Source organism: Pseudomonas sp. TMW22091 (genome assembly GCF_022496705.1).
Lineage (GTDB): Bacteria > Pseudomonadota > Gammaproteobacteria > Pseudomonadales > Pseudomonadaceae > Aquipseudomonas > Aquipseudomonas saxonica.
The window spans coordinates 410,489-436,104 of sequence record NZ_SCFI01000003.1 but is presented as its reverse complement, the minus strand read 5'-3'; the positions used below and the strand labels follow the sequence as shown (position 1 = coordinate 436,104).

Annotated in this window: 31 protein-coding genes and 1 tRNA gene; 11 read left to right on the top strand and 21 right to left on the bottom strand. The window is 54.5% G+C overall.

Annotated features, from left to right (window positions below):
* Nucleotides 1-64 precede the first annotated feature (64 nt).
* Nucleotides 65-217: a DUF3309 family protein gene (locus tag EQV93_RS08590; protein WP_122782937.1), complete on the bottom strand. Its 153-nt coding sequence runs from the start codon at nucleotides 215-217 to the stop codon at nucleotides 65-67.
* A gap of 206 nt (nucleotides 218-423) precedes the next feature.
* On the opposite strand from EQV93_RS08590, the gene EQV93_RS08585 reads away from it, so the two are divergent.
* Both EQV93_RS08585 and EQV93_RS08580 read left to right on the top strand, forming a co-directional pair.
* Entirely contained in the window at nucleotides 424-756 is a 333-nt protein-coding gene (locus tag EQV93_RS08585) for a YnfA family protein (RefSeq protein ID WP_122782936.1), read from the top strand.
* 171 nt (nucleotides 757-927) lie between these two features.
* Nucleotides 928-1,131, top strand: a complete 204-nt coding sequence (locus EQV93_RS08580) for a carbon storage regulator (RefSeq protein WP_146383659.1) — start codon at nucleotides 928-930, stop codon at nucleotides 1,129-1,131.
* Here the strand turns inward: EQV93_RS08580 and EQV93_RS08575 are convergent.
* The 8 genes from EQV93_RS08575 to EQV93_RS08540 form a co-directional block, all read right to left on the bottom strand.
* Nucleotides 1,128-1,355 (bottom strand): YheU family protein, encoded by a 228-nt coding sequence (locus tag EQV93_RS08575; protein WP_122782934.1) that lies wholly within the window; start codon nucleotides 1,353-1,355, stop codon nucleotides 1,128-1,130. The genes EQV93_RS08580 and EQV93_RS08575 overlap by 4 nt on opposite strands.
* Nucleotides 1,356-1,456: 101 nt before the next feature.
* Entirely contained in the window at nucleotides 1,457-2,455 is a 999-nt protein-coding gene (locus EQV93_RS08570) for a glutathione S-transferase family protein (protein WP_122782933.1), read from the bottom strand.
* Between the two features lie 87 nt (nucleotides 2,456-2,542).
* The gene (locus EQV93_RS08565) at nucleotides 2,543-3,544 is read right to left on the bottom strand and encodes a glycosyl transferase family protein (protein WP_122782932.1); all 1,002 of its coding nucleotides are present in this window, start codon (nucleotides 3,542-3,544) and stop codon (nucleotides 2,543-2,545) included.
* Entirely contained in the window at nucleotides 3,541-3,876 is a 336-nt protein-coding gene (locus tag EQV93_RS08560) for a TusE/DsrC/DsvC family sulfur relay protein (RefSeq protein WP_122782931.1), read from the bottom strand. Before EQV93_RS08560 ends, EQV93_RS08565 begins: the two co-directional genes overlap by 4 nt.
* Nucleotides 3,873-4,172, bottom strand: a complete 300-nt coding sequence (gene tusB, locus EQV93_RS08555; RefSeq protein WP_240891370.1) for a sulfurtransferase complex subunit TusB — start codon at nucleotides 4,170-4,172, stop codon at nucleotides 3,873-3,875. Before tusB ends, EQV93_RS08560 begins: the two co-directional genes overlap by 4 nt.
* On the bottom strand, nucleotides 4,172-4,534 hold the full coding sequence (gene tusC / locus EQV93_RS08550; RefSeq protein WP_146427171.1) for a sulfurtransferase complex subunit TusC: 363 nt from the start codon (nucleotides 4,532-4,534) through the stop codon (nucleotides 4,172-4,174). Before tusC ends, tusB begins: the two co-directional genes overlap by 1 nt.
* 1 nt (nucleotide 4,535) lies before the next feature.
* A complete protein-coding gene (gene tusD, locus EQV93_RS08545) occupies nucleotides 4,536-4,928 on the bottom strand; it encodes a sulfurtransferase complex subunit TusD (protein WP_122783055.1) in 393 nt (130 codons plus the stop codon).
* A 109-nt stretch (nucleotides 4,929-5,037) separates the two neighbouring features.
* Complete coding sequence (locus EQV93_RS08540) at nucleotides 5,038-5,709, bottom strand: Bax inhibitor-1/YccA family protein (RefSeq protein WP_122782928.1); 672 nt, start codon at nucleotides 5,707-5,709, stop codon at nucleotides 5,038-5,040.
* A gap of 129 nt (nucleotides 5,710-5,838) precedes the next feature.
* Between EQV93_RS08540 and EQV93_RS08535 the strand changes: the two genes are divergently transcribed.
* Nucleotides 5,839-5,929: transfer RNA gene (locus tag EQV93_RS08535), tRNA-Ser, on the top strand.
* Nucleotides 5,930-6,310: 381 nt separating this feature from the next.
* On the opposite strand, the gene EQV93_RS08530 is transcribed toward EQV93_RS08535, so the two are convergent.
* The 4 genes from EQV93_RS08530 to EQV93_RS08515 all read right to left on the bottom strand — a co-directional run bounded on the left by EQV93_RS08530 (nucleotide 6,311) and on the right by EQV93_RS08515 (nucleotide 9,820).
* A complete protein-coding gene (locus EQV93_RS08530; protein ID WP_146427280.1) occupies nucleotides 6,311-6,598 on the bottom strand; it encodes a type II toxin-antitoxin system RelE family toxin in 288 nt (95 codons plus the stop codon).
* Nucleotides 6,588-6,827, bottom strand: coding sequence for a type II toxin-antitoxin system RelB/DinJ family antitoxin (locus tag EQV93_RS08525; protein WP_055101365.1), 240 nt, complete (start codon nucleotides 6,825-6,827; stop codon nucleotides 6,588-6,590). Before EQV93_RS08525 ends, EQV93_RS08530 begins: the two co-directional genes overlap by 11 nt.
* A 264-nt stretch (nucleotides 6,828-7,091) precedes the next feature.
* On the bottom strand, nucleotides 7,092-8,792 hold the full coding sequence (locus EQV93_RS08520; RefSeq protein WP_240891369.1) for an acid phosphatase: 1,701 nt from the start codon (nucleotides 8,790-8,792) through the stop codon (nucleotides 7,092-7,094).
* A gap of 131 nt (nucleotides 8,793-8,923) precedes the next feature.
* Entirely contained in the window at nucleotides 8,924-9,820 is an 897-nt protein-coding gene (locus tag EQV93_RS08515; protein ID WP_240891368.1) for a DMT family transporter, read from the bottom strand.
* A 97-nt stretch (nucleotides 9,821-9,917) separates the two neighbouring features.
* On the opposite strand from EQV93_RS08515, the gene EQV93_RS08510 reads away from it, so the two are divergent.
* The gene (locus tag EQV93_RS08510) at nucleotides 9,918-11,249 is read left to right on the top strand and encodes an aminotransferase-like domain-containing protein (RefSeq protein WP_240891367.1); all 1,332 of its coding nucleotides are present in this window, start codon (nucleotides 9,918-9,920) and stop codon (nucleotides 11,247-11,249) included.
* 104 nt (nucleotides 11,250-11,353) lie between these two features.
* A complete protein-coding gene (locus EQV93_RS08505; protein WP_122782924.1) occupies nucleotides 11,354-12,136 on the top strand; it encodes an HNH endonuclease in 783 nt (260 codons plus the stop codon).
* On the opposite strand, the gene EQV93_RS08500 is transcribed toward EQV93_RS08505, so the two are convergent.
* A complete protein-coding gene (locus tag EQV93_RS08500) occupies nucleotides 12,108-12,599 on the bottom strand; it encodes a hypothetical protein (RefSeq protein WP_122782923.1) in 492 nt (163 codons plus the stop codon). The genes EQV93_RS08505 and EQV93_RS08500 overlap by 29 nt on opposite strands.
* A gap of 285 nt (nucleotides 12,600-12,884) precedes the next feature.
* On the opposite strand from EQV93_RS08500, the gene EQV93_RS08495 reads away from it, so the two are divergent.
* The 5 genes from EQV93_RS08495 to EQV93_RS08475 are packed head-to-tail and all read left to right on the top strand — an operon-like array spanning nucleotide 12,885 to nucleotide 17,625.
* Nucleotides 12,885-14,465, top strand: coding sequence for an ABC transporter substrate-binding protein (locus EQV93_RS08495; RefSeq protein ID WP_122782922.1), 1,581 nt, complete (start codon nucleotides 12,885-12,887; stop codon nucleotides 14,463-14,465).
* Nucleotides 14,462-15,433 carry an ABC transporter permease gene (locus EQV93_RS08490; protein WP_240891366.1) on the top strand — a complete coding sequence of 324 codons (972 nt, stop codon included), beginning with the start codon at nucleotides 14,462-14,464 and terminating at the stop codon, nucleotides 15,431-15,433. The genes EQV93_RS08495 and EQV93_RS08490 overlap by 4 nt, the downstream gene beginning before the upstream one ends.
* Nucleotides 15,430-16,236, top strand: a complete 807-nt coding sequence (locus tag EQV93_RS08485) for an ABC transporter permease (protein ID WP_240891365.1) — start codon at nucleotides 15,430-15,432, stop codon at nucleotides 16,234-16,236. Before EQV93_RS08490 ends, EQV93_RS08485 begins: the two co-directional genes overlap by 4 nt.
* A complete protein-coding gene (locus tag EQV93_RS08480) occupies nucleotides 16,236-17,027 on the top strand; it encodes an ATP-binding cassette domain-containing protein (protein WP_122782920.1) in 792 nt (263 codons plus the stop codon). Before EQV93_RS08485 ends, EQV93_RS08480 begins: the two co-directional genes overlap by 1 nt.
* On the top strand, nucleotides 17,020-17,625 hold the full coding sequence (locus EQV93_RS08475; RefSeq protein ID WP_146427271.1) for an ATP-binding cassette domain-containing protein: 606 nt from the start codon (nucleotides 17,020-17,022) through the stop codon (nucleotides 17,623-17,625). Before EQV93_RS08480 ends, EQV93_RS08475 begins: the two co-directional genes overlap by 8 nt.
* A gap of 9 nt (nucleotides 17,626-17,634) precedes the next feature.
* Here the strand turns inward: EQV93_RS08475 and EQV93_RS08470 are convergent, their stop codons facing one another.
* From EQV93_RS08470 to EQV93_RS08440, 7 genes are all read right to left on the bottom strand, one after another.
* Entirely contained in the window at nucleotides 17,635-17,979 is a 345-nt protein-coding gene (locus EQV93_RS08470) for a DUF6388 family protein (protein ID WP_122783051.1), read from the bottom strand.
* 62 nt (nucleotides 17,980-18,041) lie between these two features.
* Entirely contained in the window at nucleotides 18,042-18,269 is a 228-nt protein-coding gene (locus EQV93_RS08465; protein WP_122782918.1) for a helix-turn-helix domain-containing protein, read from the bottom strand.
* Between the two features lie 152 nt (nucleotides 18,270-18,421).
* Nucleotides 18,422-19,798: a nucleobase:cation symporter-2 family protein gene (locus EQV93_RS08460; protein WP_122782917.1), complete on the bottom strand. Its 1,377-nt coding sequence runs from the start codon at nucleotides 19,796-19,798 to the stop codon at nucleotides 18,422-18,424.
* 132 nt (nucleotides 19,799-19,930) lie between these two features.
* Complete coding sequence (gene lpdA / locus EQV93_RS08455; RefSeq protein ID WP_240891364.1) at nucleotides 19,931-21,319, bottom strand: dihydrolipoyl dehydrogenase; 1,389 nt, start codon at nucleotides 21,317-21,319, stop codon at nucleotides 19,931-19,933.
* Between the two features lie 2 nt (nucleotides 21,320-21,321).
* Nucleotides 21,322-22,602, bottom strand: a complete 1,281-nt coding sequence (locus EQV93_RS08450; RefSeq protein ID WP_240891363.1) for a dihydrolipoamide acetyltransferase family protein — start codon at nucleotides 22,600-22,602, stop codon at nucleotides 21,322-21,324.
* The gene (locus tag EQV93_RS08445; RefSeq protein ID WP_240891362.1) at nucleotides 22,603-23,658 is read right to left on the bottom strand and encodes an alpha-ketoacid dehydrogenase subunit beta; all 1,056 of its coding nucleotides are present in this window, start codon (nucleotides 23,656-23,658) and stop codon (nucleotides 22,603-22,605) included.
* 4 nt (nucleotides 23,659-23,662) lie between these two features.
* Nucleotides 23,663-24,895 (bottom strand): 3-methyl-2-oxobutanoate dehydrogenase (2-methylpropanoyl-transferring) subunit alpha, encoded by a 1,233-nt coding sequence (locus EQV93_RS08440; RefSeq protein WP_122782913.1) that lies wholly within the window; start codon nucleotides 24,893-24,895, stop codon nucleotides 23,663-23,665.
* Between the two features lie 207 nt (nucleotides 24,896-25,102).
* On the opposite strand from EQV93_RS08440, the gene bkdR reads away from it, so the two are divergent.
* Nucleotides 25,103-25,591, top strand: a complete 489-nt coding sequence (bkdR, locus tag EQV93_RS08435) for a Bkd operon transcriptional regulator BkdR (protein WP_122782912.1) — start codon at nucleotides 25,103-25,105, stop codon at nucleotides 25,589-25,591.
* The last annotated feature ends 25 nt before the right edge of the window (nucleotides 25,592-25,616 follow it).

Here is a 25,616-nt window from a genome sequence, read left to right as displayed (position 1 = left end):
GTAAGCAATAAAAAAGAGGCCAATTGGCCTCTTTTTTATTGCGCGGTGGTTTAAGCCGCCAGCGCTATATTTTGCCAAGTAACAGCAATACCAGCAGCACAACCAACACAACGCCGATAACGCCTGATGGCCCGTATCCCCAGCTTTTCGAGTGCGGGAACACAGGAAGGCCACCCACTAACAGCAAAATCAAGATGATGAGAAGGATTGTTGTCATGATTCTTTCCTTGTTGATATGTTCCGCCAAGGTGTCGCTTTTTGAGCACCGCTTGAAGAACATGAATTGGACAGTGCTTACAAAGTCCGACTGTTGCTGATGCCGGATAATTCAAATTTATTTAACGGCGATCTAAAACATTTCAGTATTGATCCCTGCGTGGGGCGCGAGTAGGGTTGCGCGCTGCACATTGGGAGATGCCTCGGATGCTTAACTACGTTTGGTTTTTTTTGGCGGCCGTATTTGAAATTGCCGGTTGTTACGGGTTTTGGATGTGGCTGCGTCAGGGCAAGAGTGTCTGGTGGGTGGTTCCGGCGATTGTCAGTCTGACGGTATTTGCCGTGCTACTGACCAAGGTAGAAGCTGTTTATGCAGGTCGGGCCTATGCAGCCTATGGCGGGATTTACATTGTGACGTCCATTGCATGGCTCGCCGTGGTTGAGCGTATTCGCCCATTAGGCTCTGACTGGATAGGGCTCGGCCTGTGTGTTGCAGGCGCAACCATTATTTTGTTGGGCCCGCGTTTCACCAGTTCCTAGTGTTTTAGCAGGCGATGAGCTGTTTGATGCTTTTCAAGCAGGTTCACTCCTTAATTGCTGTAGGAATTCTTCCCCTTGGCTGTAGGTCTTGGATGAATTGCCGTGTAGGGATTGAAGCACTGTTTTGCGACGTGCAGTCTTGATGGCCTGTCAGCTCTTGAGATGAAAGCCATGCGAATATTGACTTGCGCCATCGGCGGAGTGATTTCACTGGGGCAAGACATGACCGTGCGCATTATTTCTACTAACGGTAAGCAGGTCAGGCTTGCAATCGAGGTGCCCAAGCATATCGGCGTGCACCGAACAGAAATTTACGACCGAATAAAAGACGAGCTGGCGGCCAAACAATTGATCAAGCCTTCGACCGAGTCTTAATCAAAGAACTCTTTAGGTACTGCGTGCCTGGGGGCCAGCTGGCACTGCTGACTTTCAAGGTCAAAGAAAATCACTGCCTGCCCCTTGCTGAGCGCATGGCGCACGCGTAGCACGCGGGTTTCATGGGGCGTGTCATCACCATTGTCTGTGCCGTCGCGACTCACGAAATCTTCGATCAGGCGAGTGAGGGTGTCAGGTTCAAGCTGGTCGTAAGGAATAAGCATGGGTGGGACTCTCGTAATCAGTGCGAGAGATGCTACTGGCCGCAGGCGTGTGCGGCCAGTCTTTCTGCTCTGCATAGCGCTGATTCGCTGCAAGTACGGTGTTATTCGAGATAAATACCTTGGCCGGGCAGGCGGTTGCGATCGTGCGGCTCAGCGAAGTTCTGCGCCGGTCCTTTTGGAATAATCCCCGTAGGATTGATCATGCGGTGGCTGGCGTAGTAATGACCTTTGATGTGAGCGAAATCTACCGTCGCGGCGATACCAGGCCATTGGTAAAGCTCGCGTAGCCAGTTGGACAGGTGCGGATAATCGGCAATTCGTCGTTCATTGCATTTGAAGTGGCTGTAGTACACCGCATCGAAACGAATCAGTGTGGTGAAAAGTCGTATATCAGCCTCGGTAAAATGTTGGCCTGCCAAATAACGATTGTCTTGGAGGTGCGCTTCCAGATCATCCAGTTCGCGGAACACATCGTCGAAGGCCAATTCGTAAGCCGATTGCGATGTAGCAAATCCTGCACGATAAACACCGTTGTTCAGTGCCGGGTAAATACGCTCATTCCAGCGGTCGATTTCACCCCTCAACGATGACGGGTACAGGTCCAGCGTGTTGCCAGTCAAACCGTCAAATGCGGTATTGAACATGCGAATGATGTCGGCCGACTCGTTGCTGACAATGCACTGTTGTTGAGTATCCCAAAGCACAGGTACGGTGACGCGACCCGTATAATCAGGCGTATCCCGGGTGTAGCGCTGGTGTAGAAAACTGAAGTCGTCCAGCTTGTCTCCGCTGGAACCGAAGGCCTTGTCGAACGTCCAGCCGTTTTCCAGCATCAACCAGCTTACCACCGAGACGTCTATCAACGACTCAAGCCCTTTGAGTTGGCGGGTAATCAGCGTGCGATGAGCCCAGGGGCATGCAAGGGAGACATACAGATGGTAACGGCCCTCTTGTGCCGCAAAGCCGCCAGTCCCGGTTGGGCCTGGCGAGCCATCAGGTGTTACCCAATTGCGGCGTTGCGCCTGCTCTCGCTGGAAAGCACCGTCTTTGCTGCTTTCGTACCACTGGTCGTGCCAGCGCCCATCGATTAACAAGCCCATAAGGAACTCCGTAGCATTTTTCGTTAGAACTCAGTCTAGTGCGCTGAGTTCGAACAAAAAGCGCAAAACATGGGCGTTACTCATCAGTTAAATCGATTTGTTGCGATTGTCCCAGTAGCTTTTGGCTAATTCGAAGGCCTGTTCACGCGGCGTTCCGAGCCCGCGCAAGGCAAGCGCCATGGTTGAAAGCAAGGCCAGTTGGGGGTAGCTGTCTTCAACGTCACCTCGCCATACTGCCTTTAGATGGGCGGGGTCCAGCGAGGCCGGTTTCACATGACGCTGTGCGGACAGTGCAGGCCATTCTTCGTCCCAGCTAACACCTGCCGTGGTGCCATACAGATGGCTGATGGTATCCGGGTTGATTTCAATTTCGCCGCCGTCACCTTTGACCACAATGCTGGTATCGCCCAGCAGGCCGCTGGCTTCACGGTGTACGCTTTGATAGCCCGGATGGAAGATGCTTTGCAGGCCACAGCGAGCGTTTAAAGGATTGAGAATGCGAGCCAATGAGTGAATCGGAGAGCGCAGACCCAAGGTATTGCGCAGATCAATCATGCGCTGCAACTGCGGTGCCCAGTCTTGTAACGGGATAAACGCCAAATTGTCTGTATTCAGGGTTTCTTGCACGCTTTGCCAGTTACGGCATAGCGGAATTGCCAGCTCATTGAGCAGTTGCTCGCTATACAGCCTGCCCGCGGTATGAGGGCCGCCACCGTGCATCACAATACGCACGCCATTTTGTGCCAGGCATTTAGCCGCTAACAGGTACCAGGGTAAATGGCGTTTTTTACCGGCATAAGTGGGCCAGTCAATGTCGACCTGGATGGCGGGTGCGGTTAAGCGCTCGCGAACGGCTTCGGTAAAGCCAGCTAATTCTTCCGGGCTTTCTTCCTTATGCCGCAATAGCATCAGGAACGCGCCCAGTTGTGTGTCCTCAGCTTTTTCATCCAGCAGCATGCCCATCGCTTGGCGAGCTTCTTCGCGGGTCAAATTGCGGGCGCCGCGTTTGCCTTTACCCAAAATGCGTACAAATTGTGCGAAAGGGTGTTCAGGTGGCGTTTCAAGGGCCAGTGCAGTGGGGGTATTCATAAGCAATTGGTCGGCTTCGGCAGGCCCGCCAGCTTGGCGGCGAGTTTGGCGGGAGTGCCGTTAAACAGGCGATTTAAGTGCATGCTGTTGCCTTTTTCAGCGCCCAGTTTAAGTGCGGTGTATTTGATCAGCGGGCGAGTGGCAGGAGATAGCTCAAATTGCTGATAGAACTCACGTAACACCTCAAGAATTTCCCAGTGCTCGCGGCTCAATTCAATGCCTGACTGCTCAGCCAACGCTTGGGCGACCTCGGTAGACCAGTCGTTGAGATCCACCAGATAGCCGTCTTTATCCAGCTCAATGGTTTTGCCGTTGACGGTGAGTGCATTCATAGCCATGTGTTGACCTTGTCATACTGAATCGACAGCTGGACGAAGCCGGGATAATCGACAGCGGTTGCCCACTGAGGGCATTCCAGATTGCGCGATACAAGGTCTTCTTCGAGGATAAAAAGCGACTGCGCAGCAAGATTTTCTTGAAGCAACTTGCACATGTTGCTGTTCGGCTGCAGGGCGTAGACCGCATCACCACACAGCAGCAACGCGTCGCCAGTGCCCAGTATGCGTAAGCAGCTGGCCAAACGCGTATCAGAAAAAGGAGAGTGGCTCAGAACGTGTAGGGTCGACATTAGAGGGTGATCACTTGGTCGTAGCGGTCGATAAGAGTGCGTGTTTCTTCTGGCGAAAGTAGCTGAACATCGTCGACTATGAACGAAGTGTCTGAGAGACCGCGCTCCGTCAGGCTGTAGCCGCATACAAAAAGGTCATCGACGCCAAACATCGACAGGGCTTGTAGATTAGCCGTTATATTTTTTTGCTGGAGGGCGGCGGAATTTTGTTCAGGAATTAGCTGAAATACGCCGTCATCCATAAACACCAGGCCAATGGGCAAATCAAATGCGCCGGCTGCGAGCACAATATCCAATGCCTCTCTAGCGCCAGGGCCAGACCAAGGTGCCTGACGACTGATGACCAACAGTGATTTAGGCATCTCAAGGCCCTCCAAAACAGATCAGTCGATCAGCCGTCTGAATAGCATCGTGCAACTGGCCGAGTCCGGACAACTCCCAGGGTGCATGCAGGTTGATCGCCGGGCGTTGGTAGCGGGCTGCTTCTTCTTCATTGAGCACCCCGCGGCGCAAAGCAGCTGCAATGCACACCACACCGTCTAGCTGATTGCTGCTGACGAACGCAGCCCATTGTTGCGCGAGGTCAAGTTCATCTTGCGGCGTCACACAATTGCTTGAAGCGCTATGCACGCCGTCTTGATAAAAAAATAATCGAACAATCTCGTGCCCACCCGCCAACGCTGCCTCTGCAAAGCGCAGGGCTCGGCGAGAAGAGGGCGCATGGGCTGCCGAATAAAGGGCAATGGCAAATTTCATGGAAGGCTCTGTCAGCAAATCTTTGGCAATGATAAAGCCAGAAGTCCAAAGATGCTTGCAGCAGACAACAAAAAGCCCGCCGAAGCGGGCTTTCATCTAGCGGTGTTACTCAGTCATCGCGGCTCATGATGCCGAAAATTTGCAGCAGGCTGATGAACAGGTTGTAGATAGACACATACAGGCTAATCGTTGCCATGATGTAGTTGCGCTCGCCGCCCTGAATGATGGCGCTGGTCTGGAACAGAATGCAGACCGAAGAAAACAGAACGAAACCGGCGCTGATAGCCAATTGCAAGCCGCTGATCTGGAAAAAGAAGCTTGCCAGCGTGGCGCCCAGAAGCACAAAGAAGCCCGCAGTGATGAAGCCGCCGAGAAAGCTCATGTCTTTACGAGTGATCAGCACATAGGCAGACAGGCCGCCAAAAACCAGCGCCGTCATGGCGAAAGCGGAACTGACGACTTCAGCGCCACCCTGCATGCCCAGGTAACGGTTGAGAATAGGGCCTAGCAGAAAGCCCATAAAACCGGTCAAAGCAAAGGCGCTAACAAGGCCCCAAGCCGAATTACGCAGCTTGTTGGTCAAAAAGAACAGCCCGTAAAAACCGATGAGAACCACGAAAATATTGGGATAGCCGACCCTCATCTGTTGAGAGATATAAGCCATCACACCACTGAAAGCGAGGGTCAGAGCCAATAGACCATAAGTGTTGCGCAGGACACGGCTGACCTCTAGCTGCTCGGCCTGCACGCTGTTATTAACCGCGTAATCCTGTTCGCGCATGGCGAAACTCCTGTGTTTGGAAATGTTAAGTAGCAAAGATCATAGCAGAGGCTCTGAAACAAGGGATCAAGAGAGTTTGACAACGTGTTTCATTCAGGTATTATGGCGCCCGCAACGACAGCAGTATCCGGGAAATTGGCAGAGTGGTTGAATGCACCGGTCTTGAAAACCGGCGTACGTTAATAGCGTACCCAGGGTTCGAATCCCTGGTTTCCCGCCACATTACATCGACAGAGCCCGCCATTGGCGGGCTTTGTCGTTTCTGGGGTTAGGGAAAAACCTCAGCGCAGAGGTAATCGTTTCCGCATCTTTTGGGATCGTTTCCGCAACCAGGGTGCTAATTCACCTTGCCACTCACCTCGTCCAGGCCAGCCAGCTCTAGTCGTTAGCATGTGGAGGAGGCTGGCCTCCATGCAAAATCTTCTCGCGTAATACCCGATCCATAGCAGCCTCTGACGTGATTTGTCTTCCAGCACTCAAGATCAATTAATCTGTGGCGATTGCCTTCATGCTCGCAATTATTAGACTCTAGGTGTTGAGCATGATTTTAAGTAGACTCATGAAAGTGGATATTGCCGCCTTAGTGGTAGCCCTCTTAGCGCTACTTGAGTCGATCTTCAGCCTTCCGATACGCAACATCATTCTCACGCTTGTCGACAGCTACCACGAACACAACAACCTCTTGATCAATCACCTGGTAGATAAGGCGATAACCGAGACTGCGCAACTTGATTTTGTAGCAATCGGGGAGGTCGCGGAGCCGGTTCGCCTCAACTCGTGGGTTTACCAGAATCTCTGCCAGTTTCTTCTTGAATTGCTGCCTGACCGTGTCTCCCAGCTTGTGCCACTCTTTGAGTGCGCGCTGGTCAAACTCAAGACTAAAGGTCATCCAGCGTCACCTTCACGCGCTGTGGTGCTGCAAGCCGTTCGCGCACGGTGTTGATGAGTGCTTCGTCTTCTTCGGTCATGAGCACAGGGCGGAAGGGCAGTTGACCGCGTTCTGCGACGTACTGCAGAGCTTGACGCATCAGTTCTGAGGGAGTGACGCCTAAGCGTTCAAGTTCTTGATAGGCGCGGGCTTTGAGTTCGTCGTCCACACGTATGTTGATGGAAGCCATAGGTTTTACTCCCGTAATGACATTTGTCATTACAATGGCTTTTGCCGTCTTTTAATGCAAGTGCCATTCGGCACTCAGAGTGCGGATTTTTGCTTCACAATCCTTTCCGCAATCAAAATCATAAGCCTCGCAGGGCGTGCCCTGTAGCTTTGTAAAAGTGATTGAGGTGCGAAATAGAGTAATGGCATCTGAAATTGTCGTCACGGACGGTCGCGACAACACCGCACAGATCAATGGCCACCTGCTGTTGCTTGATCATCCTTCTTAGCATTTAGCACTCCTCTCAACAGCAAACGAGAGCGCGTTAGTCAGGTCGCCCATAGGCTTTTGCCCACGTGCTGTCATCGCATCATCACGTTGTTCGAGGCCATCAAGGACTTCCAGCTGATGCACCCTGGTGATCAGTCGCAGTATGGAGGCTGTGTCGTAGACGGTGTGATCCACCATGCCCCTGCGCGCGAAAGGCGACACTATCAGAGCTGGGATTCGTGTTCCCGGCCCCCAGCGGTCACCTTTGGGCGGGGCTACGTGATCCCACCAGCCACCGTTTTCATCCACGGTGAGCACCACGACCATATTTTTCCATTGTGGGCTTTTTCGCAGCACTTTAAGTACGCGGTCCAGGTGTCGATCACCGGCGGCCACATCGGCGTAGCCCGCATGCAGATTCAAGTTGCCTTGCGGTTTGTAGAAGGTCACTGCGGGTAGTTTTCCTGCCTCGGCATCTGCAAGGAAATAGTTGGTAAGAGCTTCGTCGCCCAAGCCGCCATCCCGCAGGCGTTTGCTGCGTTCTACCGAATTCTGCGGGCCTTGTTGCTCAAAGTAGTTGAACGGTTGGTGGTGGTACTGGAAATTGGGAATTTTTGGAATGCCGCCGGAGTCTTTGAATTGCTCCAGCGTGGCCTGCCAGGCACCCGCGTACCAAGCCCAGTCGATATTTTTTTTGTTCAATTTGTCGCCGATGTGCTCGTGTCGTTGAGGCACTAGCACGCTCGGTAAGTCTGGCTTTGAGTAGTCCGGTCGCTGTGGGTCGCGAATCCACGTGGGCCAATAGGGCGGGGCCATGGTGTTCACTGCAAAGCCATCCGGCGTCAACGCGCTGGGGCCGAATTGTGGTGCGCCAACCATGGCGCTCGCAGGGGATTGCTCCAGGGGTTTTAGACGTGTGCCTGTGGGGTCATCGCTTTCTAAGGTGGCAATTTGTGATTTGGCCACTGACGTAGCCGCGTTCGGGTAAGTAGGGGCGGTGGCGCTGATGAGGTATTGATGGTTCAGAAACGAGCCGCCAAAGGTGCCCTGAAAGAAGTTGTCGCACAGTACGAACTCTCGGGCTACATCCCATAGGCGCAATGAATATTGGGTCTGTGCGTAATGGCCCATGGTCAAACCCCCGGCATCCCCCCAGGCGACAAATTGGTCGTTTTTACCCTCATTGATTTGCATCTGATTCTGGTAAAAGACGTGCCACAGGTCACGTGTTACAAGGCTTAGCGGGAGATCCTCCTGATGAGGGCCTTTTAGGGCGAACGGTGCATTAGGGAGGTTTTCCTGAAACTGCACCCCTGTGGGATAAGTAACACCATCGACTGTTTGAGGCCCCACCTGCAAAACTCCGCCCCAAGTGGGGGGCAAGTTTTGCAAAAGGCTGCCATCACGGTCACGTTGCTGATAGTCGGCGGGCTTAAGTGCACTCAGTGGCTTCTCTACACCGGGGAAGTCAGCAAACAGATTATTGAAACTGCGATTTTCGGCATAAATCACCACGATAGTTTGCACTTGCTCGTGGAGTTGCTTATCCAACTCGTCGCCTAGTAGCGGCAGGTCATTGGCCGGACGCTCCAACTCGCTGCCTGCAAAGGCATTCAATGTAGCTGCGCCAATGCCTAAGGCAGCAGCACCTGCGAGGAAGCGACGACGGCTGGTGTCAGTGGCAGGTTGTGCGTCTTGGTCTTTCTCGTCACTCATTTTTGGCTCCTGCTCAGATGTAACTAAAAATTCTGGCAGGCAGGCTATCAAGGGATTATGACGACGGTGTTGCGCAGGGTCTCAGTGCGCGACTCACAATCGGACGTAAAAGGGACGCGCGCATCATCCGCTCATTTCGCAAATCGTTTGGCCGCGATCACGCACAAGATGACGCCTCCCGTCACGCTGAACATGCCGATGCTCACGGTTTCATGCAGGAGGATCGCCGCCAGTGCCAGCCCGAAGAAAGGTTGCAGCAGTTGGAGTTGTCCGACTGCGGCGATGCCTCCTTGGGCGAGTCCTCGATACCAAAAGATAAATCCGATAAACATGCTGAAAAATGAAACATACCCAAGACCCAGCCATGCGGGCGTGTCAATTGACGCAAAGGAGGAGGGTGCTAATAGCCAGGCCAGTGGTGCCATCACGGGTAGCGATAGTGCCAAGGCCCAGGAGATTACTTGCCAGCCGCCTAAGACTCTCGCCAGTTTTGCCCCTTCGGCATATCCCAGGCCGCAGACAATGACTGCCAGTAGCATCAGAACGTCGCCTTTGGGGGACGCTGTCAGTCCCTGATTCAGAGCGAACGCTACCACCACCCCGCAGCCCAGTACCGAGAAGAACCAGAACGCCGGCTGCGGGTGTTCACCGCCGCGCAATACACCAAATCCTGCAGTGGCAAGTGGCAGCATGCCGAGGAAGACAATCGAATGTGCGGATGTAACATGCTGTAAAGCCAGCGCAGTGAGTAATGGAAAACCCACAACAACGCCAATGGCTACTATCAGCAACGGATAAAGTTGGCTGCGTTCAGGACGTTTGCTTTTCAGCAACACCAACAAGCAGAGCGCCAAGATGCCAGCAATGGTTGCCCGAGCTACGGTGAGGAAAACGGGGTCGAATTCCAGTACCGCAACCCGTGTTGCGGGCAAGGATCCGCTAAAAATCACGACGCCAATAAAGCCGTTGATCCATCCGCTCAGATTATTTGAAGGTGCTCGGCTTTGCTGTTCACAGGTACGTTCCATCGAGTTGCACACCCAAGGCCATTTGCGAGATTGCATGCAACGCATCCTAGGGTGGATGATCGATGACAATCAAAAAATTGTCATGGATACAGCCCTGATGCCGCGTTCACGTTATAAGTCGCTGGTTGATACATTTGCTGCAGATATCCGCGCCGCGCGCTTGCTCCCAGGTACTCGCTTGCCCACGCATCGGCAGTTGGCAGCCGCAGAGGGTTTGGCGCTGGTGACGGCCAGTCGTGTCTATGCAGAACTTGAGGCCATGGGGTTGGTCAGTGGTGAGGCCGGGCGCGGTACGTTTGTCAGGGAGACATCATTGCCTCCTGGTCACGGCATTGATCAGCCCGCAGTGACGGCAGGCATGCATGACCTTAATTACAACTACCCCTCAGTACCCGGTCAGGCCGAGTTGTTGCGCACGGCATTACGCCAGCTCGCGTTATCGGGTGATCTTGAGTCGCTGCTCCGGTATCAGCCTCACGGCGGACGTCTGCATGAACGTGCGTGCGTGGCGCGTCATTTGGAGTCGCGCGGCTTGCATGTGCCGGCTGAGCAAGTGTTGATCGTGAACGGCGCACAACATGGGTTAACGGTAGCGCTTATGACCCTGCTGAATCCCGGCGATGTGATTGCGGTTGATGCCTTGACCTACCCGGGTTTCAAGGCGTTGGCGCTCGCGCTGCATCTGGAGGTGCTGGCAATCCCTGTGGCCCATACAGGGCCTGATCTCGATGCGCTCGACAAGCTTTGTCGTAGCCGCTCAGTTCGTGCGGTTTACTGCATGCCCACGCTGCATAATCCGTTGGGATGGGTCATGAGCCTTGAGCAGCGAGAGCGATTGGTAGGCATCGCGCGCACTCATGATGTGCAGATCATTGAAGATGCGGCTTACGCCTTTCTGGTCGAGAACTCGCCACCACCCTTGGCTGAACTGGCTCCTGAAAGGACGGTGTATGTGTCGGGCCTCTCCAAAAGTGTTGCCGCCGGATTACGTATTGGATTTATCGCGGCACCGGCATCCATGATTGCTGGGTTGGAGCGAATGATTAGGGTCACGGCCTGGAACACGCCTGGGGTCATGACCTCTATTGCCGCTGGCTGGCTGGACGATGGCACTGTAAGCCAATTGGAGCGACAGAAACGTCAAGATGCTCAGGCCAGGCAAATCATTGCGGGCGAGGTTCTGTCAGGACTTCCCGTTGTGCGCCACCCGTTTTCCTACTTTGTCTGGTTACCTTTGCCGGAGGATGCCCGAGCCGATCAAGTCGTCACTGCCTTGATGCGCGAGCAGGTGTCCGTCTCGACCGCGCAGCCGTTTACATCCTCCGCCCATGTGCCTCATGCCATACGACTCGCCTTGGGCTCAGTGGATATGGGTACGCTGCGTATGGCTTTGGCGAAGGTTAAGTGGGTGATTGAGGCTTATTTATAGGGTAAAAGCGGGACATTTGGCTCGCCATTAGTTATGTCCTACTTTGTCGGGTAAATTCTCCTACTTGTTGGTGCGCTTATGCGCCAAAGAAGGTGGAGAGATCAATGGCTGACGGATGGAGTGATGAAGAGCTAGCCGCTTCGGTAGAGGCTTATCGCGAAATGCTGAGATTGCAAACGGAGGAAATCAAGTTTGTTAAGGCTCATGTATATCGCGATTTAGCTAATCGTTTTGGGCGCGATGAAGGTGCTTTTGAGCGCAGGATGCAGAATATCTCGGCACTTTATGAGCAGTTTGGACTTGATTGGGTCCTAGGCTTAAAACCGCAAAAGAATATTGGTTCAGCCATCAAGGCGAGATTGATCGCCGTGATGGAGCACCTCAGGGAGCAAGATTCAGTTCATTTAGAATTCGAGGTTGCTGAACAGGAAGCTGAGCAGACACATGCATTCGACCCCGTAAATGTTGAAGATGCTAGGAAGCGCGTGGTAGCCAGTATTGTTCAGCGCCGAGGGCAGTCAGCTTTTCGTAAAGGGCTGTTAACCGCTTACGGCGCGAAGTGTGCTATTTCCGGATGCAATCAGCCTGAGGTACTAGAGGCGGCGCATATTCATCCGTATAAGGGCGAATATACCCATGCACTATCGAACGGCTTATTGTTACGGGCCGATCTTCATACATTGTTTGATCTTTATTTGATCGCTATAGAACCTCAGACATTGCGTATTCGCTTGGCGCCACAATTGCGGCCTTCACAGTATGACCAATATGAAGGCATGCCACTCAACGTACCGTTATCGCCTTCTTTTAAGGCGAGTGTTCAGGCTTTGCAGTGGCATGCAGATCAATGTGCGTGGTTCAAATCCCCGATCGAGTCATCGGTCTGATCATTCGGCTGCCCAAGCTCAGCGCTTCAGTCACCAGCCCCCTCAGCTCGGCATTAGTCTCATTGTTGAGGCATTGCGACAGTCTTTCGCCAATGGTCGGGGCGGTATCTGCACCTTCGGGGAAGGCTCGCAATAGCAACAGCCCGGGATTGGTGAGCACAACCTCGAAAAACGAAATGCCTGACATCCCGTCGAAATGGATGTAGCCAACGTCTGCCAGCCATTTCAGGGTGCCCATAAACAGGTCTTCTTCTTTTTCCAAGGCCGCTCGGTTACCCGCTTCAGCACCTTTGTAATCGATAAAGTCTTCTGCTGTCAGGGTGATAGGCAGAGGAAAGTGACGGTACAGGGCGCCCAAAATTAGCCCGGTGTAGCAGTCAAACAGTTCGATATTGTTGGATGGCACGACGTTGAGCGAGTGAACGTTCTTCTCTTTGAGGTGACTCGTTAAATCTTTGAACATGCGAACCTCTGTCAGTTAAATCTATTAGCTGTGACGGAATAATCATTCCTATCGGTATAGCACAGCCTGTTTACGTGCTCTGACAGAGCGGCTATCACGGCGATAATTTTCGATTTCTCAGGCCTGATTGTTACAGAATGATGCTGTGCGTATGAGGTTTGCCACAAAAGATCACATCCTCGCTGGATATTTGAAACCACAGTGCTATTACTGATGGGCACAGTAGCAAGTGGCCGCGGTCGTTCGAGACCCTGTCGGTAAAAATAGTTAATTTCAGGAGGATAGATGTTCAAGCCTGCATGGATGCGTAACACCTTATTGGCCACTGCTTTGCTAAGCGTGCTGGTGGCACCTGCTTATTCCGCTCAGGAACGAACCCTGAAATTGGCCATTGGTGATGAGCCAACAGAAGGGTTTGACCCGATGCTGGGTTGGAGTCACGGCAGTTACTTGCTCTTGCACAGTCCTTTGCTCAAGCAAAACGAGGATTTGTCCTGGAACAGCTTTCTGCTTAGCGAGTACCAGACCAGTGAGGATGGAAAAACCTGGACGCTGAAGCTCAAACCTGACCTGAAATTCTCTGATGGCTCGCCACTCACAGCCAAGGATGTGGCTTACACCTACAACAACGCGGCGGCCAGTGGCGGCAAAGTAGACATGGGGAACTTCCTCAAGGCTGAGGTGGTTGACCCTTTGACCGTGCGCATTCAGCTGAAAGCGCCGCAAAGTACCTTCGTCAATGTTCTCGGATCGTTGGGTATCGTGTCAGCTGATAAGTACGACGCTAAAACCTATGCGCAGCACCCCATTGGTGCGGGGCCCTATCGGTTAGTCAGTTATCAGCCAGGCCAACAATTGATTGTTGAGGCCAATCCGTATTACGCGGGACAGAAAAATGATTTCGGCCAGCTGATCTTTGTGTTTCTCGATGAAGACAGCGCGTTTGCTGCCGCGCAAAGCAAGCAATTAGGTATCGTGCGTATCGCCCCTTCGTTGGCGGTAACGCCTGCGGCGGGCATGAAGCTGTGGGTTCGGCCCAGCGTCGAAAATCGGGGCATTGTATTACCCACCACACCCTCGGGTAAAAAAGATGCGCACGGTTATCCCATTGGTAATGATGTAACAGCTGATGTGGCGATCCGTAAGGCCATCAACTACGCCATTGACCGGCAATTACTGGCAGATCAAATTCTCGAAGGCCACGCTATTCCTGCTTACACCGGAGTGCAGGGGTTACCGTGGGATAACCCGCAGGCAGCTTTCAAGGATGGCGATATCGCCAAGGCCAAGCAGATTCTCGATCAAGCGGGTTGGGTTGAAACGGCCAGCGGCATACGTGAGAAAAACGGCCTGCCTGCAAAAATTACCCTGTGGTATGCCAGTGGCGATGCAACGCGCCGTGATTTGGCTCAGGCCGTGCGTTCGATGCTCAAGCCCATTGGCATTGATGTGGACTTGAAGTCGGGTAGTTGGGAAACCGTAGAGCGAAATATGCACGCCAATCCAACGTTATTTGGTTGGGGCAGCCTCGACCCGATGGAGCTTTATCATCACTACAGCAGCAAGGCGGCGGGCGTTGAGTATTACAACCCCGGCTATTACCAGAACCCGGTGGTCGACCAGCATCTGCAGCAAGCACTGGATGCACCGACCTGGCAGCAGGCAGTGCCATTTTGGCAGCAGGTGGAATGGGACGGTAAAACCGGTGCCGGGGTCAAAGGCGACGCTGCGTGGGCCTGGTTGCTCAACGTGCAGCACACCTATCTGACTGATGAATGCATAGATCTGGGTAAAGGCGCTCCGGAAATTCATGGCTCATGGTCGCTGCTCAATAGCCTTGATGGCTGGAAATGGACTTGTAAGTGATTCGCGGTATAGCGCTCTTTGTCGTGCGTTTGATGGGCCTGTTGCTGGTAACAGCGGCAGGCACATTTACGTTGCTCAGTTTTTCTCCAGTCGACCCCATTCGCGCTTATATAGGCAATGATTTATTGCATGTGCCGCCTGAACAATACCCCTTGATAGCCGCCCGCTGGGGGTTGGATCTGCCGTTGTGGGAGCGCTTCTTGCACTGGTTTAGCCAAGTGTTACAAGGCGATTTTGGCTATTCCATGCTCTACAACGCCCCAGTCTCACAGGTGATTGGAGAGCGTTTTGCCACTTCATTTGCATTGCTGGCCAGTGCGTGGATCTTTTCCGGGATCGTCGGGCTGGCTCTGGGGCTGACGGCCGGGCGCTATTTGAATCGTTGGCCGGATCGGCTGATATCGACCCTGTCGTATGTGATGGCGTCCTTGCCCACGTTCTGGATTGGTCTTTTGTTGCTGTCACTGTTTGCCGTGACGCTTAACTGGGCACCCATCTGTTGTGCCTGGACCCCAGGCAGCACCGCCGAAACAGCCACGTGGGGTGACAAACTCAAGCACTTGATTCTCCCTATGTTGGCACTCGGCGTTCTGGGTGTAGGGAATATTGCTCTGCATACCCGCTCACGGGTGGCTGAAGTGATGAACAGTGAATTTATTCGCTACGCCTATGCGCAAGGTGACAAGGGCTGGCCAATGGTCAACTTTCATATTGTTCGGCATGCCGTCACGCCTGCCGTTTGTTTGCAATTTGCCTCTGTGGGGGAGCTGATTGGCGGCTCGCTGCTGGCCGAGAAAGTGTTTGCCTATCCAGGCCTCGGGCAAGCAACCATTGATGCGGGTTTGCGCGGTGATATTCCGTTGCTAATGGGGATTGTGATGTTCTGTGCCGTACTGGTGTTTACCAGTAATAGCATCGCCAATGCGCTGTTACTGCACCTCAACCGGGGGGCGGCGCGTCAGTCATGACCTACAATCCAAATCAAGCGTTACTCAGGCTGTGTGTTTCGTTGTTGATGTTGTTGCTGTTGATTGCTTATGGCGTGTCGATCTCCGGCATGGACGTGCCGATGGATTTATTGGCGCGCCGCCAACCGCCTTCGGCACAAGAATGGTTTGGGACTGACAGCTTGGGCCGCGATCTGTGGCTTCGGTGTTTTCAGGGCATGACAACCAGCTTGCAAATAGGCCTGACAGCAGCTTTTAGCAGCGGTTTTTTGGCGATGTTCGCCGCCAGCTTATGCTCACTTAATAAAACCCTGGATTATTTGGTGCGCGGGGTGATCGACAGCATGCTGGCTTTGCCGCATCTGTTGTTGCTGGTATTGATTTGCTTCACGTTGGGTGGCGGCAAACAGGGGGTGATTTTGGCCGTGGCGCTGACCCATTGGCCACGTTTGGCGTTGATCTTGCGCGCCGAGATCCTGCGTATACGCGAGACTGACTATGTGATGCTTTCGCATCGATTGGGCAACAGCAGCTTCTATCGCTGGCGCCATCATTTACTGCCTTTACTCATGCCGCAGTGGATCATCGGCACTTTGCTGATGTTTCCGCACGCGGTTCTGCATTCTGCAGCGCTAAGTTTCCTGGGGTTCGGTCTAGCGCCTCATGATCCTTCGTTAGGGTTATTGCTGGCCGATGCCTTGAGGCATTTGAGTAGCGGTGCGTGGTGGCTGGCGTTTTTTCCGGGTTTGATTCTGGTCAGTTTGGTTCTGGTGTTTGACCAATTTGCCCGCGCATTGCAGCAACTCTGGATAAGGATTACCTGATGCTGAAATTCGCCGATTTCGCGATTGATATTGCTCACTATCATTGGCTCGGGCATAAAACCTGGCACCCTTTGTTGAGCCGTATTTCATTTGAAGTACGGCCCGGCGAACTGGTTGCGCTGGTGGGTTCCAGTGGCGAAGGCAAAAGTCTGTTGCTGCAAAGCACGTTGGGCTTGTTGCCTGACAATATGCGCTGTCGTGGCGATATTCTGCTGGATGGTCAGGTGCTTGGAGAGTCTAGTAAGGTCGACCAGCGCGGCAAAACCCTGTGCTATGTACCGCAGGGTGTCAGCGCCTTGAACCCGCTGATCAGGGTGGGGCCGCAGTTGCTGCGGGCGGCTCAATTAAGCGGCGTCAAACTGGCCTTGGGCGAGGTGGCAGAGCAACTGAAGCATTACAACCTCCAGCCTGAATTAGTCGAAGAGTTCCCACGCAAACTATCGGGCGGGATGGCCAAGCGCGTCTTGGCCAGTTGTGCAGCCCTGACCCACGCTCAATATATTCTGGCTGATGAAATCACCTCGTGGCTGGATGACGAACATGCCTGCCAATTGCTGATGCACCTCAAGGGGTTTTGCCAACAGGGACGTGGGATCTTGTGGGTGACTCATGACTTGGCGCTGGCGGCGCGGTTTGCCGACAAAATCGCGGTGCTGCACGGTGGCGAATTGCACGAAACGCTGACGCCTCAAGCGTTGCGTGAGAATGCTGGAAGCCCATGGGTGCAATCACTGTGGGCCGCTTTGCCCGAACAGCAATTCCTTGCTAACGGGAGCCTTTCCTATGCTTGAAGTCCGCCATCTGACTATTGTGCAAGGAGGCCGACGACTGTGGGATTCAGTGTCGTTTTCAGTCAATCTGGGTGAGCTTCATGGAATATCAGCGCCCAGCGGCTATGGCAAAACAACCTTGGGCAGAGTGCTGGCGCAATGGCAAACCGCAGCTTCGGGCAGCGTTACAGTTGGCGGGCAGCCCTTGTCCCCAACCGGCTATTGCCCCATTCAGTTGGTGCCGCAACATCCCGAGCAAACCTTCAATCCTTATCGCACTACGGGTGAAAGCCTTCGCGATGCCTGGTCACCGGATGCTGGTTGGTTAGCGCGTCTGGCAGTGAACCCGGCCTGGCTGGCGCGTCGACCTGACGAATTGTCGGGCGGGGAGTTGGCCCGGATTGCCTTGCTCCGGGCGCTGGACCCCCGCACGCGTTACTTGATTGCCGACGAGGTGACTGCACAACTGGATGCCCATATTCAAGCGCAGGTCTGGAAAGTGTTGCTGGAAGAGGTCAAGCGTCGGGAGCTGGGTATGATTGTGTTCAGCCATAACAAGGCATTGCTGGAGAAGGTCTGCACCAGCATCTGGCGGCCAAGTCGTCTTTGCTCTTCGTAGAGAGCCTGTTTATACGGTTGGCGTTTGATTGACGAGACCGTGCATCTCGCAATATTCATCCCACGCCATCCCTGCCATTTGCGCCACTTCGCGGTGAACCTCCAGGCGCTGTGCCTCAAATTCTTGCTCGGTGGCACTGGTCAATTGCAACGTCAGTTCCCATGCGAACAGGCCCAGACGTTCAGCTTCGGCTTCAAAGGCCTCGTTCAAGCGCTCCTGGCGATACTCTTTCATCGACTGGCCGATGGCGCGGGCGGCCAATGGGTTCAACGTTTCCAGTGATTGAGCCACATCCGCATGTTCACTGAGAAAGCGGTCGAGGGCTTTTTGATGATGGATTGCGGGTTCGGTCACGCTGATCTCCATAGTCATTGTGCGAGGCATTAACTGGGTGAAGGCAGGCAGTAATTTGGGGGCTATTGCACAAGAGCACCAATTTGCAGACTGTGGCGCCCGGTGATGATGTACAGCACATCAACCCCCAACAATGTAATAGCTGCCAGATAAGGGGCGCGGGGCAAGGTCACATCGCGCTCGTAAAACCCTTGTGCCTGACGTTTAACGCCACCTGCATGGGCCATCTGAGCCTGCGTCAGTTTAAGACGCAAACGTTCGTGTTTCAGCCGTTCACCGTAAGTGCTCATATGCGTAGCCCACGTAGGCATGAGGTTCACAAAAATCGTAATCCAAAGAGCGAAATAGGGAAAGGCGCATACTGATTTTGGTTGTGTCGTCTGTCAGACAATGCTTCAACTTAAGGCTGCTAACCAAGTGGTTCGCAGCCCCTTATGCGAGATCAGATTTTTTTGGCTTCCGGCAAAAACCAATTGAGTAGCAAGGCGCAAATACCACCCGTCGCGACGCCCGACTCTAATACGTTGCGCAGCGCGGCCGGCATGTGTGCAAGGAACTCGGGCACTTGGGAGACACCCAGACCCAATGCCAGTGACACAGCAATAATCAGCAGTGCGCGACGATCAAGCGTGGTGCTGGCCAGAATATTGATCCCCGAAGCGGCAACTGCGCCAAACATCACCATCGCTGCACCGCCCAGTACGGGCTCAGGTACGGCTTGAATCGCACCCGCCACGCTTGGGAACAACCCCAGTAACACCAGCATGCCCGCGATCCAGATGCCTACGTAACGACTGGCAATGCCGGTGAGCTGGATCACGCCGTTGTTCTGGGCAAAGACCGAGCTTGGGAAAGTATTGAAAATGCCTGCCAGCAGGGAGTTGGCACCGTTGACGAGCACGCCGCCCTTGATGCGCTGCATCCACAGCGGGCCTTCCACAGGTTGTCGCGAGACTTTGCTGGTGGCTGTTACATCCCCAATGGCTTCCAGTGACGTCACCAGGTAAATCACCAGCATCGGAATAAACAACGCCCAAGAGAAACCCAGGCCAAAATGCAGTGGAACGGGTACTTGGAACCATTCGGCCTGATGCATGCCGGTGAAGTCCAGACGGCCTAGATAGCCCGCCAGCGCGTAACCCACAGCCAGCGCGATAACGATGGCGCAACTGCGCATCCACACCAGGGGGATCCGGTTGAGAATAACGATAATCGCCAATACCACGCCTGACAGCATCAGGTTTTCGCCATTGGCGAAGGTGCCGTTACCCATCGCCGTAAAGCCGCCGCCCATACTGATCAAGCCGACTTTAATCAACGTCAGGCCAATCATCAGCACCACGATTCCTGTGACGAGGGGGGTGATCATGCGTTTTACAAATGGCAAGACCCGCGAAATGCCCATTTCGATAAACGAACCGGCAATCACTACGCCAAAAATGGCGGCCATCACGGCTTCAACCGGCGTGCCCTGTTTCACCATCAATGCGCCACCTGCAATCAGGGGGCCGACAAAGTTAAAGCTGGTGCCTTGCACAATCAGTAAGCCTGCACCAAAGGGGCCAAAGCGCTTGCACTGAACAAAAGTGGCGATGCCAGAAATCACCAGCGACATCGACACAATCATGTTGGTGTCGCGAGACGAGACACCCAGTGCCTGACAAATCAACAGGCCGGGTGTGACGATAGGCACAATGATCGCCAGTAGATGCTGCAACGCGGCCAGAAACGCGATCCACGGCTTGGGGCGGTCTTCAAGGCCTAAGACCAATTCGTTGGTCTGGGACTCGGCTTCTTTTGGAATGTTGGGAGAGGTCATGACGAGCGCCCTGGAAAAAAGAGCGCGATTCTACTGGTCTTAGGCCATCACGCCCAGTGTTGCTTGCGGCGATAGGTAGCAAACCCTGTGAGAGCCCGACATTTCAGACCCTCACAGGATAGAGGTAAGCACTTATAGATGTAGCGCATGCCCCAGAGCCCGTAACGCGGCCTCTTGTACGGCTTCACCCAAAGTCGGGTGAGCGTGAATGGTACCGGCGATGTCTTCCAGGCACGCGCCCATTTCCAATGACTGAGCAAACGCGGTCGACAGCTCGGAAACTCCGGCGCCTACAGCCTGCCAACCCACAATCAAGTGGTTGTCTCGCCGTGCCACCACCCTGACGAATCCAGACTTGGATTCCAGGGTCATGGCCCGTCCATTGGCCGCGAACGGGAAGCTGGCGCTAATAAAATCCAGTCCCGCCGCCTCGGCATCGACCGGTGTCTTGCCCACCACGACGATCTCAGGATCGGTAAAACACACGGCCGCAATGGCGGTAGGGCTGAACTCGCGGTGTTTGCCGGCAATAATTTCGGCAACCATTTCGCCTTGGGCCATGGCTCGGTGTGCCAACATTGGCTCCCCGGTCAGGTCGCCAATAGCCCATACATTGCGCATGCTGGTCTGGCAACGGCCATCGATGCGAATCGCTGGGCCGTTCATGTCCAGAGCCAAGGTTTCGAGGTTGAAGCCCTGGGTTCGAGGGCGTCGGCCAACAGCCACCAATACCTGATCGGTTTCCAGCGTTTGGCTCTCGCCCATGCGGTTGCGCATCGACAAGGTATGAGTGCTGGCCTGAAACCCCTCTACGCTGTGCTCCAGATACAGTGTTATCCCCAATGACTTAAGGGACTCTGCCACCGGCAGCGTCAGTTCTTTATCGTAGGTCGGCAAGATTCGGTCACGAGCCTCAACCACAGTGACTTCTGCCCCCAGTTTGCGGTAGGCGATGCCCAGCTCTAACCCGATATAGCCTGCGCCCACAACCGTCAGGCGCTTTGGAATCTCAGTAGGCTGCAAGGCTTCGGTAGAGGAAATGATTACACCGCCCAAGGGCAGCATCGGCAGTTCGACAGTGTGTGAGCCCGTGGCCAGCAGCAAGTGCTCGCACTCGATACGCTGACCGTCGACTTCTACCGCTTTGCCATCCAGGATCGTGGCCCAGCCTTGTATTACCCTGACCCCATTTTTTTTAAGTAGTGCGCCAACGCCTGTGGTCAGGCGATCCACAATGCTGTTCTTCCATTGCACACTCTGGCCGATATCGAGCGTCGGGGGTTGTGTCTGTATGCCCAGTGGCGCGGTGCCGGTGCTGTAGCGCTGCGTGGTGTAAAACTGTTCAGCGACATGAATCAGCGCCTTGGAAGGGATGCAGCCGACATTGAGGCAGGTGCCGCCCAGCGACTGTCCTTCGATCAAGACCGTAGGGATGCCCAGTTGACCAGCGCGAATGGCGGCCACGTAACCGCCGGGACCGCCGCCAATAATCAGCAGCGTGGTGTGTTGAGTGGGCTGCATGGTCACTCCAAAAACAAGGTGGCAGGTTGTTCGAGCAAGCCACGCATGGCCTGAATAAATTGCGCCGCGTCCATGCCGTCCACCACACGATGATCGAAAGAGCTGGAGAGGTTCATCATTTTTCGAATCACGATCTGGCCTTTAACGACCATTGGACGCTCAACGATGCGGTTGACACCCACGATGGCGACTTCAGGCAGGTTGACCACTGGCGTGCTGACAATACCGCCCAGTGCACCCAGGCTAGTCAGGGTGATGGTGGACCCCGTCAGTTCCTCTCGCGTGGCTTTACCGGTACGGACAGCGTTAGCCAGGCGAGCGATTTCATTGGCCGCCGCCCATAAATTCAGGGTTTCAGCATGGCGAACCACTGGCACCATCAAGCCGTTGCTGCTTTGCGCCGCAACGCCAATATGAGCCGCACCAAAGCGGGTGATTAATTGCGCTTCATCGTCGTAGCGCACGTTGATCTGTGGGAACTCGCGCAAAGCCACGACCATTGCACGTACTAAAAACGGCAAGAGAGTCAACTTGCCGCGGCTCTCGCCCCATTTGTGGTTGAGTTGTGCGCGCAACTCTTCAAGTGCGGTGACGTCAACTTCTTCGACATAGCTAAAGTGCGCAGCGCGCCGTTTGGCATCCTGCATGCGCTGGGCGATTTTACGCCGCAGACCGATAACCGGAATTTGCTCCTCGTCGGTGCGTTTGTCGTATCCGCTGGGTGAGGTTGACGGTGACTGGGTGTCCTGAGCCAGATACAGCTCAAGGTCGTCATGCAGCACTCGACCTGCCGGGCCGCTGCCTACAACAAAACGCAGCTCGATTCCCGCATCCCATGCGCGCTTTCGTACTGCCGGGGAAGCCAGCGGGCGTTCGTTGGCTTCGCGGGCTACAGGCGCTGGACGTTGGGCAGGGGCAGGGGCAGGTTTGATTGGCGTGGCTGTGACAGCGGCCACTTCGATACGCGTTTGTGGGGCCGCTTGAGGGGGCGTAGCCATGGGTTCTGCGTGCTGCGGAGCACTTTCGCGCAGGTTGCCAGCGCCCTCAACTTCAATCCGAATCAGCTCGCTGCCGACCGCCATGACTTCGCCGGGCTGTCCACCCAAGGCCAGCACTCTTCCCGCCACGGGGGAGGGGATGTCCACGGTCGCCTTATCGGTCATCACATCGGCAACCACCTGATCTTCGCTGACCATGTCGCCGACTTTGACAAACCATTCCACCAATTCAACCTGCGCAATGCCTTCACCGATATCCGGCATTTTAATGACGTGCGTACCCATTTAAACCTCCATGACCCGTTGCAAAGCCGCACCGACTCGCGCCGGGCCCGGGAAGTAGGCCCATTCCTGAGCATGTGGGTAGGGCGTATCCCAGCCGGTAACTCGCTCAATCGGCGCTTCCAGGTAGTGGAAACAGTGCTCTTGGACCAGTGCGATCAGCTCGGCGCCAAAACCGCAGGTGCGAGTTGCTTCGTGCACGACAACGCAACGGCGGGTTTTTTTAACGGAGGTCACAATGGCATCCAGATCTAGTGGCCACAGGCTGCGCAGATCGATGACTTCAGCGTCGATCCCGGTTTCTTCAGCCGCGACCTGAGCCACATACACGGTGGTACCGTAGGTCAGGATGGTGACTTCAGTGCCAGGGCGCACAATCGCGGCGCAATCCAGCGGGACGGTGTAGTAACCATCGGGTACGGCACTGGCAGAATGTTTCGCCCAAGGCGTCACCGGGCGTTCGTGATGACCATCAAACGGGCCGTTGTACAGGCGTTTAGGTTCAAGGAAGATCACCGGATCATCGTTTTCGATGGCTGCAATCAACAGCCCTTTGGCGTCATACGGGTTGGATGGCATCACGGTGCGCAGGCCGCAGACCTGAGTAAACATCGCTTCGGGGCTTTGGCTATGGGTTTGGCCACCGTAGATGCCGCCGCCGCATGGCATACGCAGGGTCATCGGTGCAATAAATTCGCCTGCCGAGCGATAGCGCAGGCGTGCGGCTTCAGAAACAATCTGGTCGGAAGCCGGGTAGAAGTAATCAGCAAACTGGATTTCGGCGACAGGTCGCAGACCGTATGCCCCCATGCCGACGGCGGCTCCAACGATGCCGCTTTCAGAGATAGGCGCGTCGAACACCCGTGAACTGCCGTATTTGGCCTGCAGGCCCTCGGTACAGCGGAATACGCCCCCGAAGTAGCCCACATCCTGACCAAACACCACCACGTTGTCGTCGCGCTCAAGCATCACATCCATAGCCGAGCGCAGGGCCTGGATCATCGTCATGGTGCTGGTACTCACGGCGTTCTCCATTTGAATTTTATTATTGTCGTTCATCTGGTTATAACCCCAATTCCTGACGTTGCCGGCGCAAGTGCTCGGGCATGTCTTTGTACACGTCCTCAAAAATGGTCGCCGCACTTGGCATTTGCCCGCCTGCCAACGTGCCAAAGCGCTCAGCTTCTTTTTGAGCACCTATGATTTCAGCCTCTAGCTCGGCGCTGACCGCGGCATGCTCCTCTTCGGACCAATGACCTGTAGCAATCAGATGCTGTTTCAACCGCAGAATAGGATCGCCAAGCGGGAAGTGACTCCAGTCATCGGCAGGACGGTACTTGGACGGGTCGTCAGACGTTGAGTGAGGGCCTGCGCGGTAAGTGACCCACTCAATGAGGGTGGGGCCCAAGTTGCGACGCGCGCGCTCTGCGGCCCACACCGAGGCGGCATAGACCGCGATGAAGTCATTGCCGTCGACCCTCAGAGAGGCGATGCCACAACCCACGCCGCGTCCGGCAAAGGTCGTCGATTCGCCACCGGCAATGGCCTGGAAGGTCGAAATGGCCCATTGGTTATTGACCACGTTCAGAATGACCGGCGCGCGATACACGTGGGCAAAGGTGAGGGCAGTATGGAAATCGGATTCGGCGGTTGCGCCGTCGCCTATCCAGGCAGAAGCGATTTTAGTGTCACCCTTAATGGCTGACGCCATGCCCCAGCCTACAGCTTGAACGAATTGAGTCGCCAGATTTCCGGAAATACTAAAAAAACCGTAATCGCGTACCGAGTACATGATCGGCAATTGACGCCCCTTGAGCGGATCGCGCTCGTTGGACAGCAACTGGCAGATCAGATCCACCAGTGGCACGTCACGGGCCATCAAGATGCTTTGTTGGCGATAGGTCGGGAAACACATGTCGTCGATGTTCAAGGCCAGCGCTTGCGCGGTGCCAATGGCTTCTTCACCCAGGCTTTGCATGTAGAAAGACATTTTTTTCTGGCGCTGGGCAACGACCATGCGGGTGTCGAAGATGCGTGTCTTGAGCATGGCTCGCATGCCGGCGCGCATAACTTCAGGTGAGACGCCTTCAGCCCAAGGGCCAAGGGCTTGGCCTTGATCGTCAAGCACGCGAATCAGGCCTCTGGCCAGATCGGCAGTATCAGCCGGTTCTACGTCGATGGGGGGTTTGCGCACTTGACCTGCATCGGTCAGGCGAAGGTAGCTGAAGTCAGTCTTGCAGCCTGGGCGGCCAGAGGGTTCAGGAACGTGCAGACGCAGCGGTGCATATTCATTCATGGCTTTCTCTACGCTCGATCTTGTCGTGTTTATTAGGGCGCGGGAGCTAATGTTCTATCCAGGATCTGTCTGACGCTTGCTTCTCAAAACTGTCCTACAACCATCATATTCCTGACAGTGAAGAATATTTTTCTGTAGTTCGTTGCGCTTTGAATGATTTAAAGATAAGAACTCTGCATAAACAAAAAAAACAGGTGGTTTTGTCTCATGCGCAAGCTGGATCGCACGGATATCGGGATTCTCAATAGCCTTCAACAGAATGCACGCATCACCAATGCGGACTTGGCCCGCTCGGTCAACCTGTCACCGACACCGTGCTTTAACCGCGTCAAGGCGATGGAAGAACACGGCTTGATTCGTGAGCAGGTGACATTGCTGGACGCAGATATGCTGGGCCTGCACGTGAACGTGTTTATTCATGTCAGCCTTGAGAAGCAGGTAGAAGAGGCCCTGCATAAGTTTGAGGCGGCGATTTCAGACCGTCCTGAGGTCATGGAGTGCTACTTGATGGCGGGAGACCCGGATTACCTGATCCGTGTGCTGGTGCCGAGCATTCAGGCGTTGGAGCGCTTTATGATGGATTTTTTGACCAAGGTGCCGGGCGTTGCCAATATCCGCTCCAGCTTTGCCCTCAAACAAGTCAGATATAAAACGGCTCTGCCGTTGCCGCCGGGTGGCCTGGTGCTGGAGGAGTGATTCAGACTGCAGCTGTAGAGCCTCT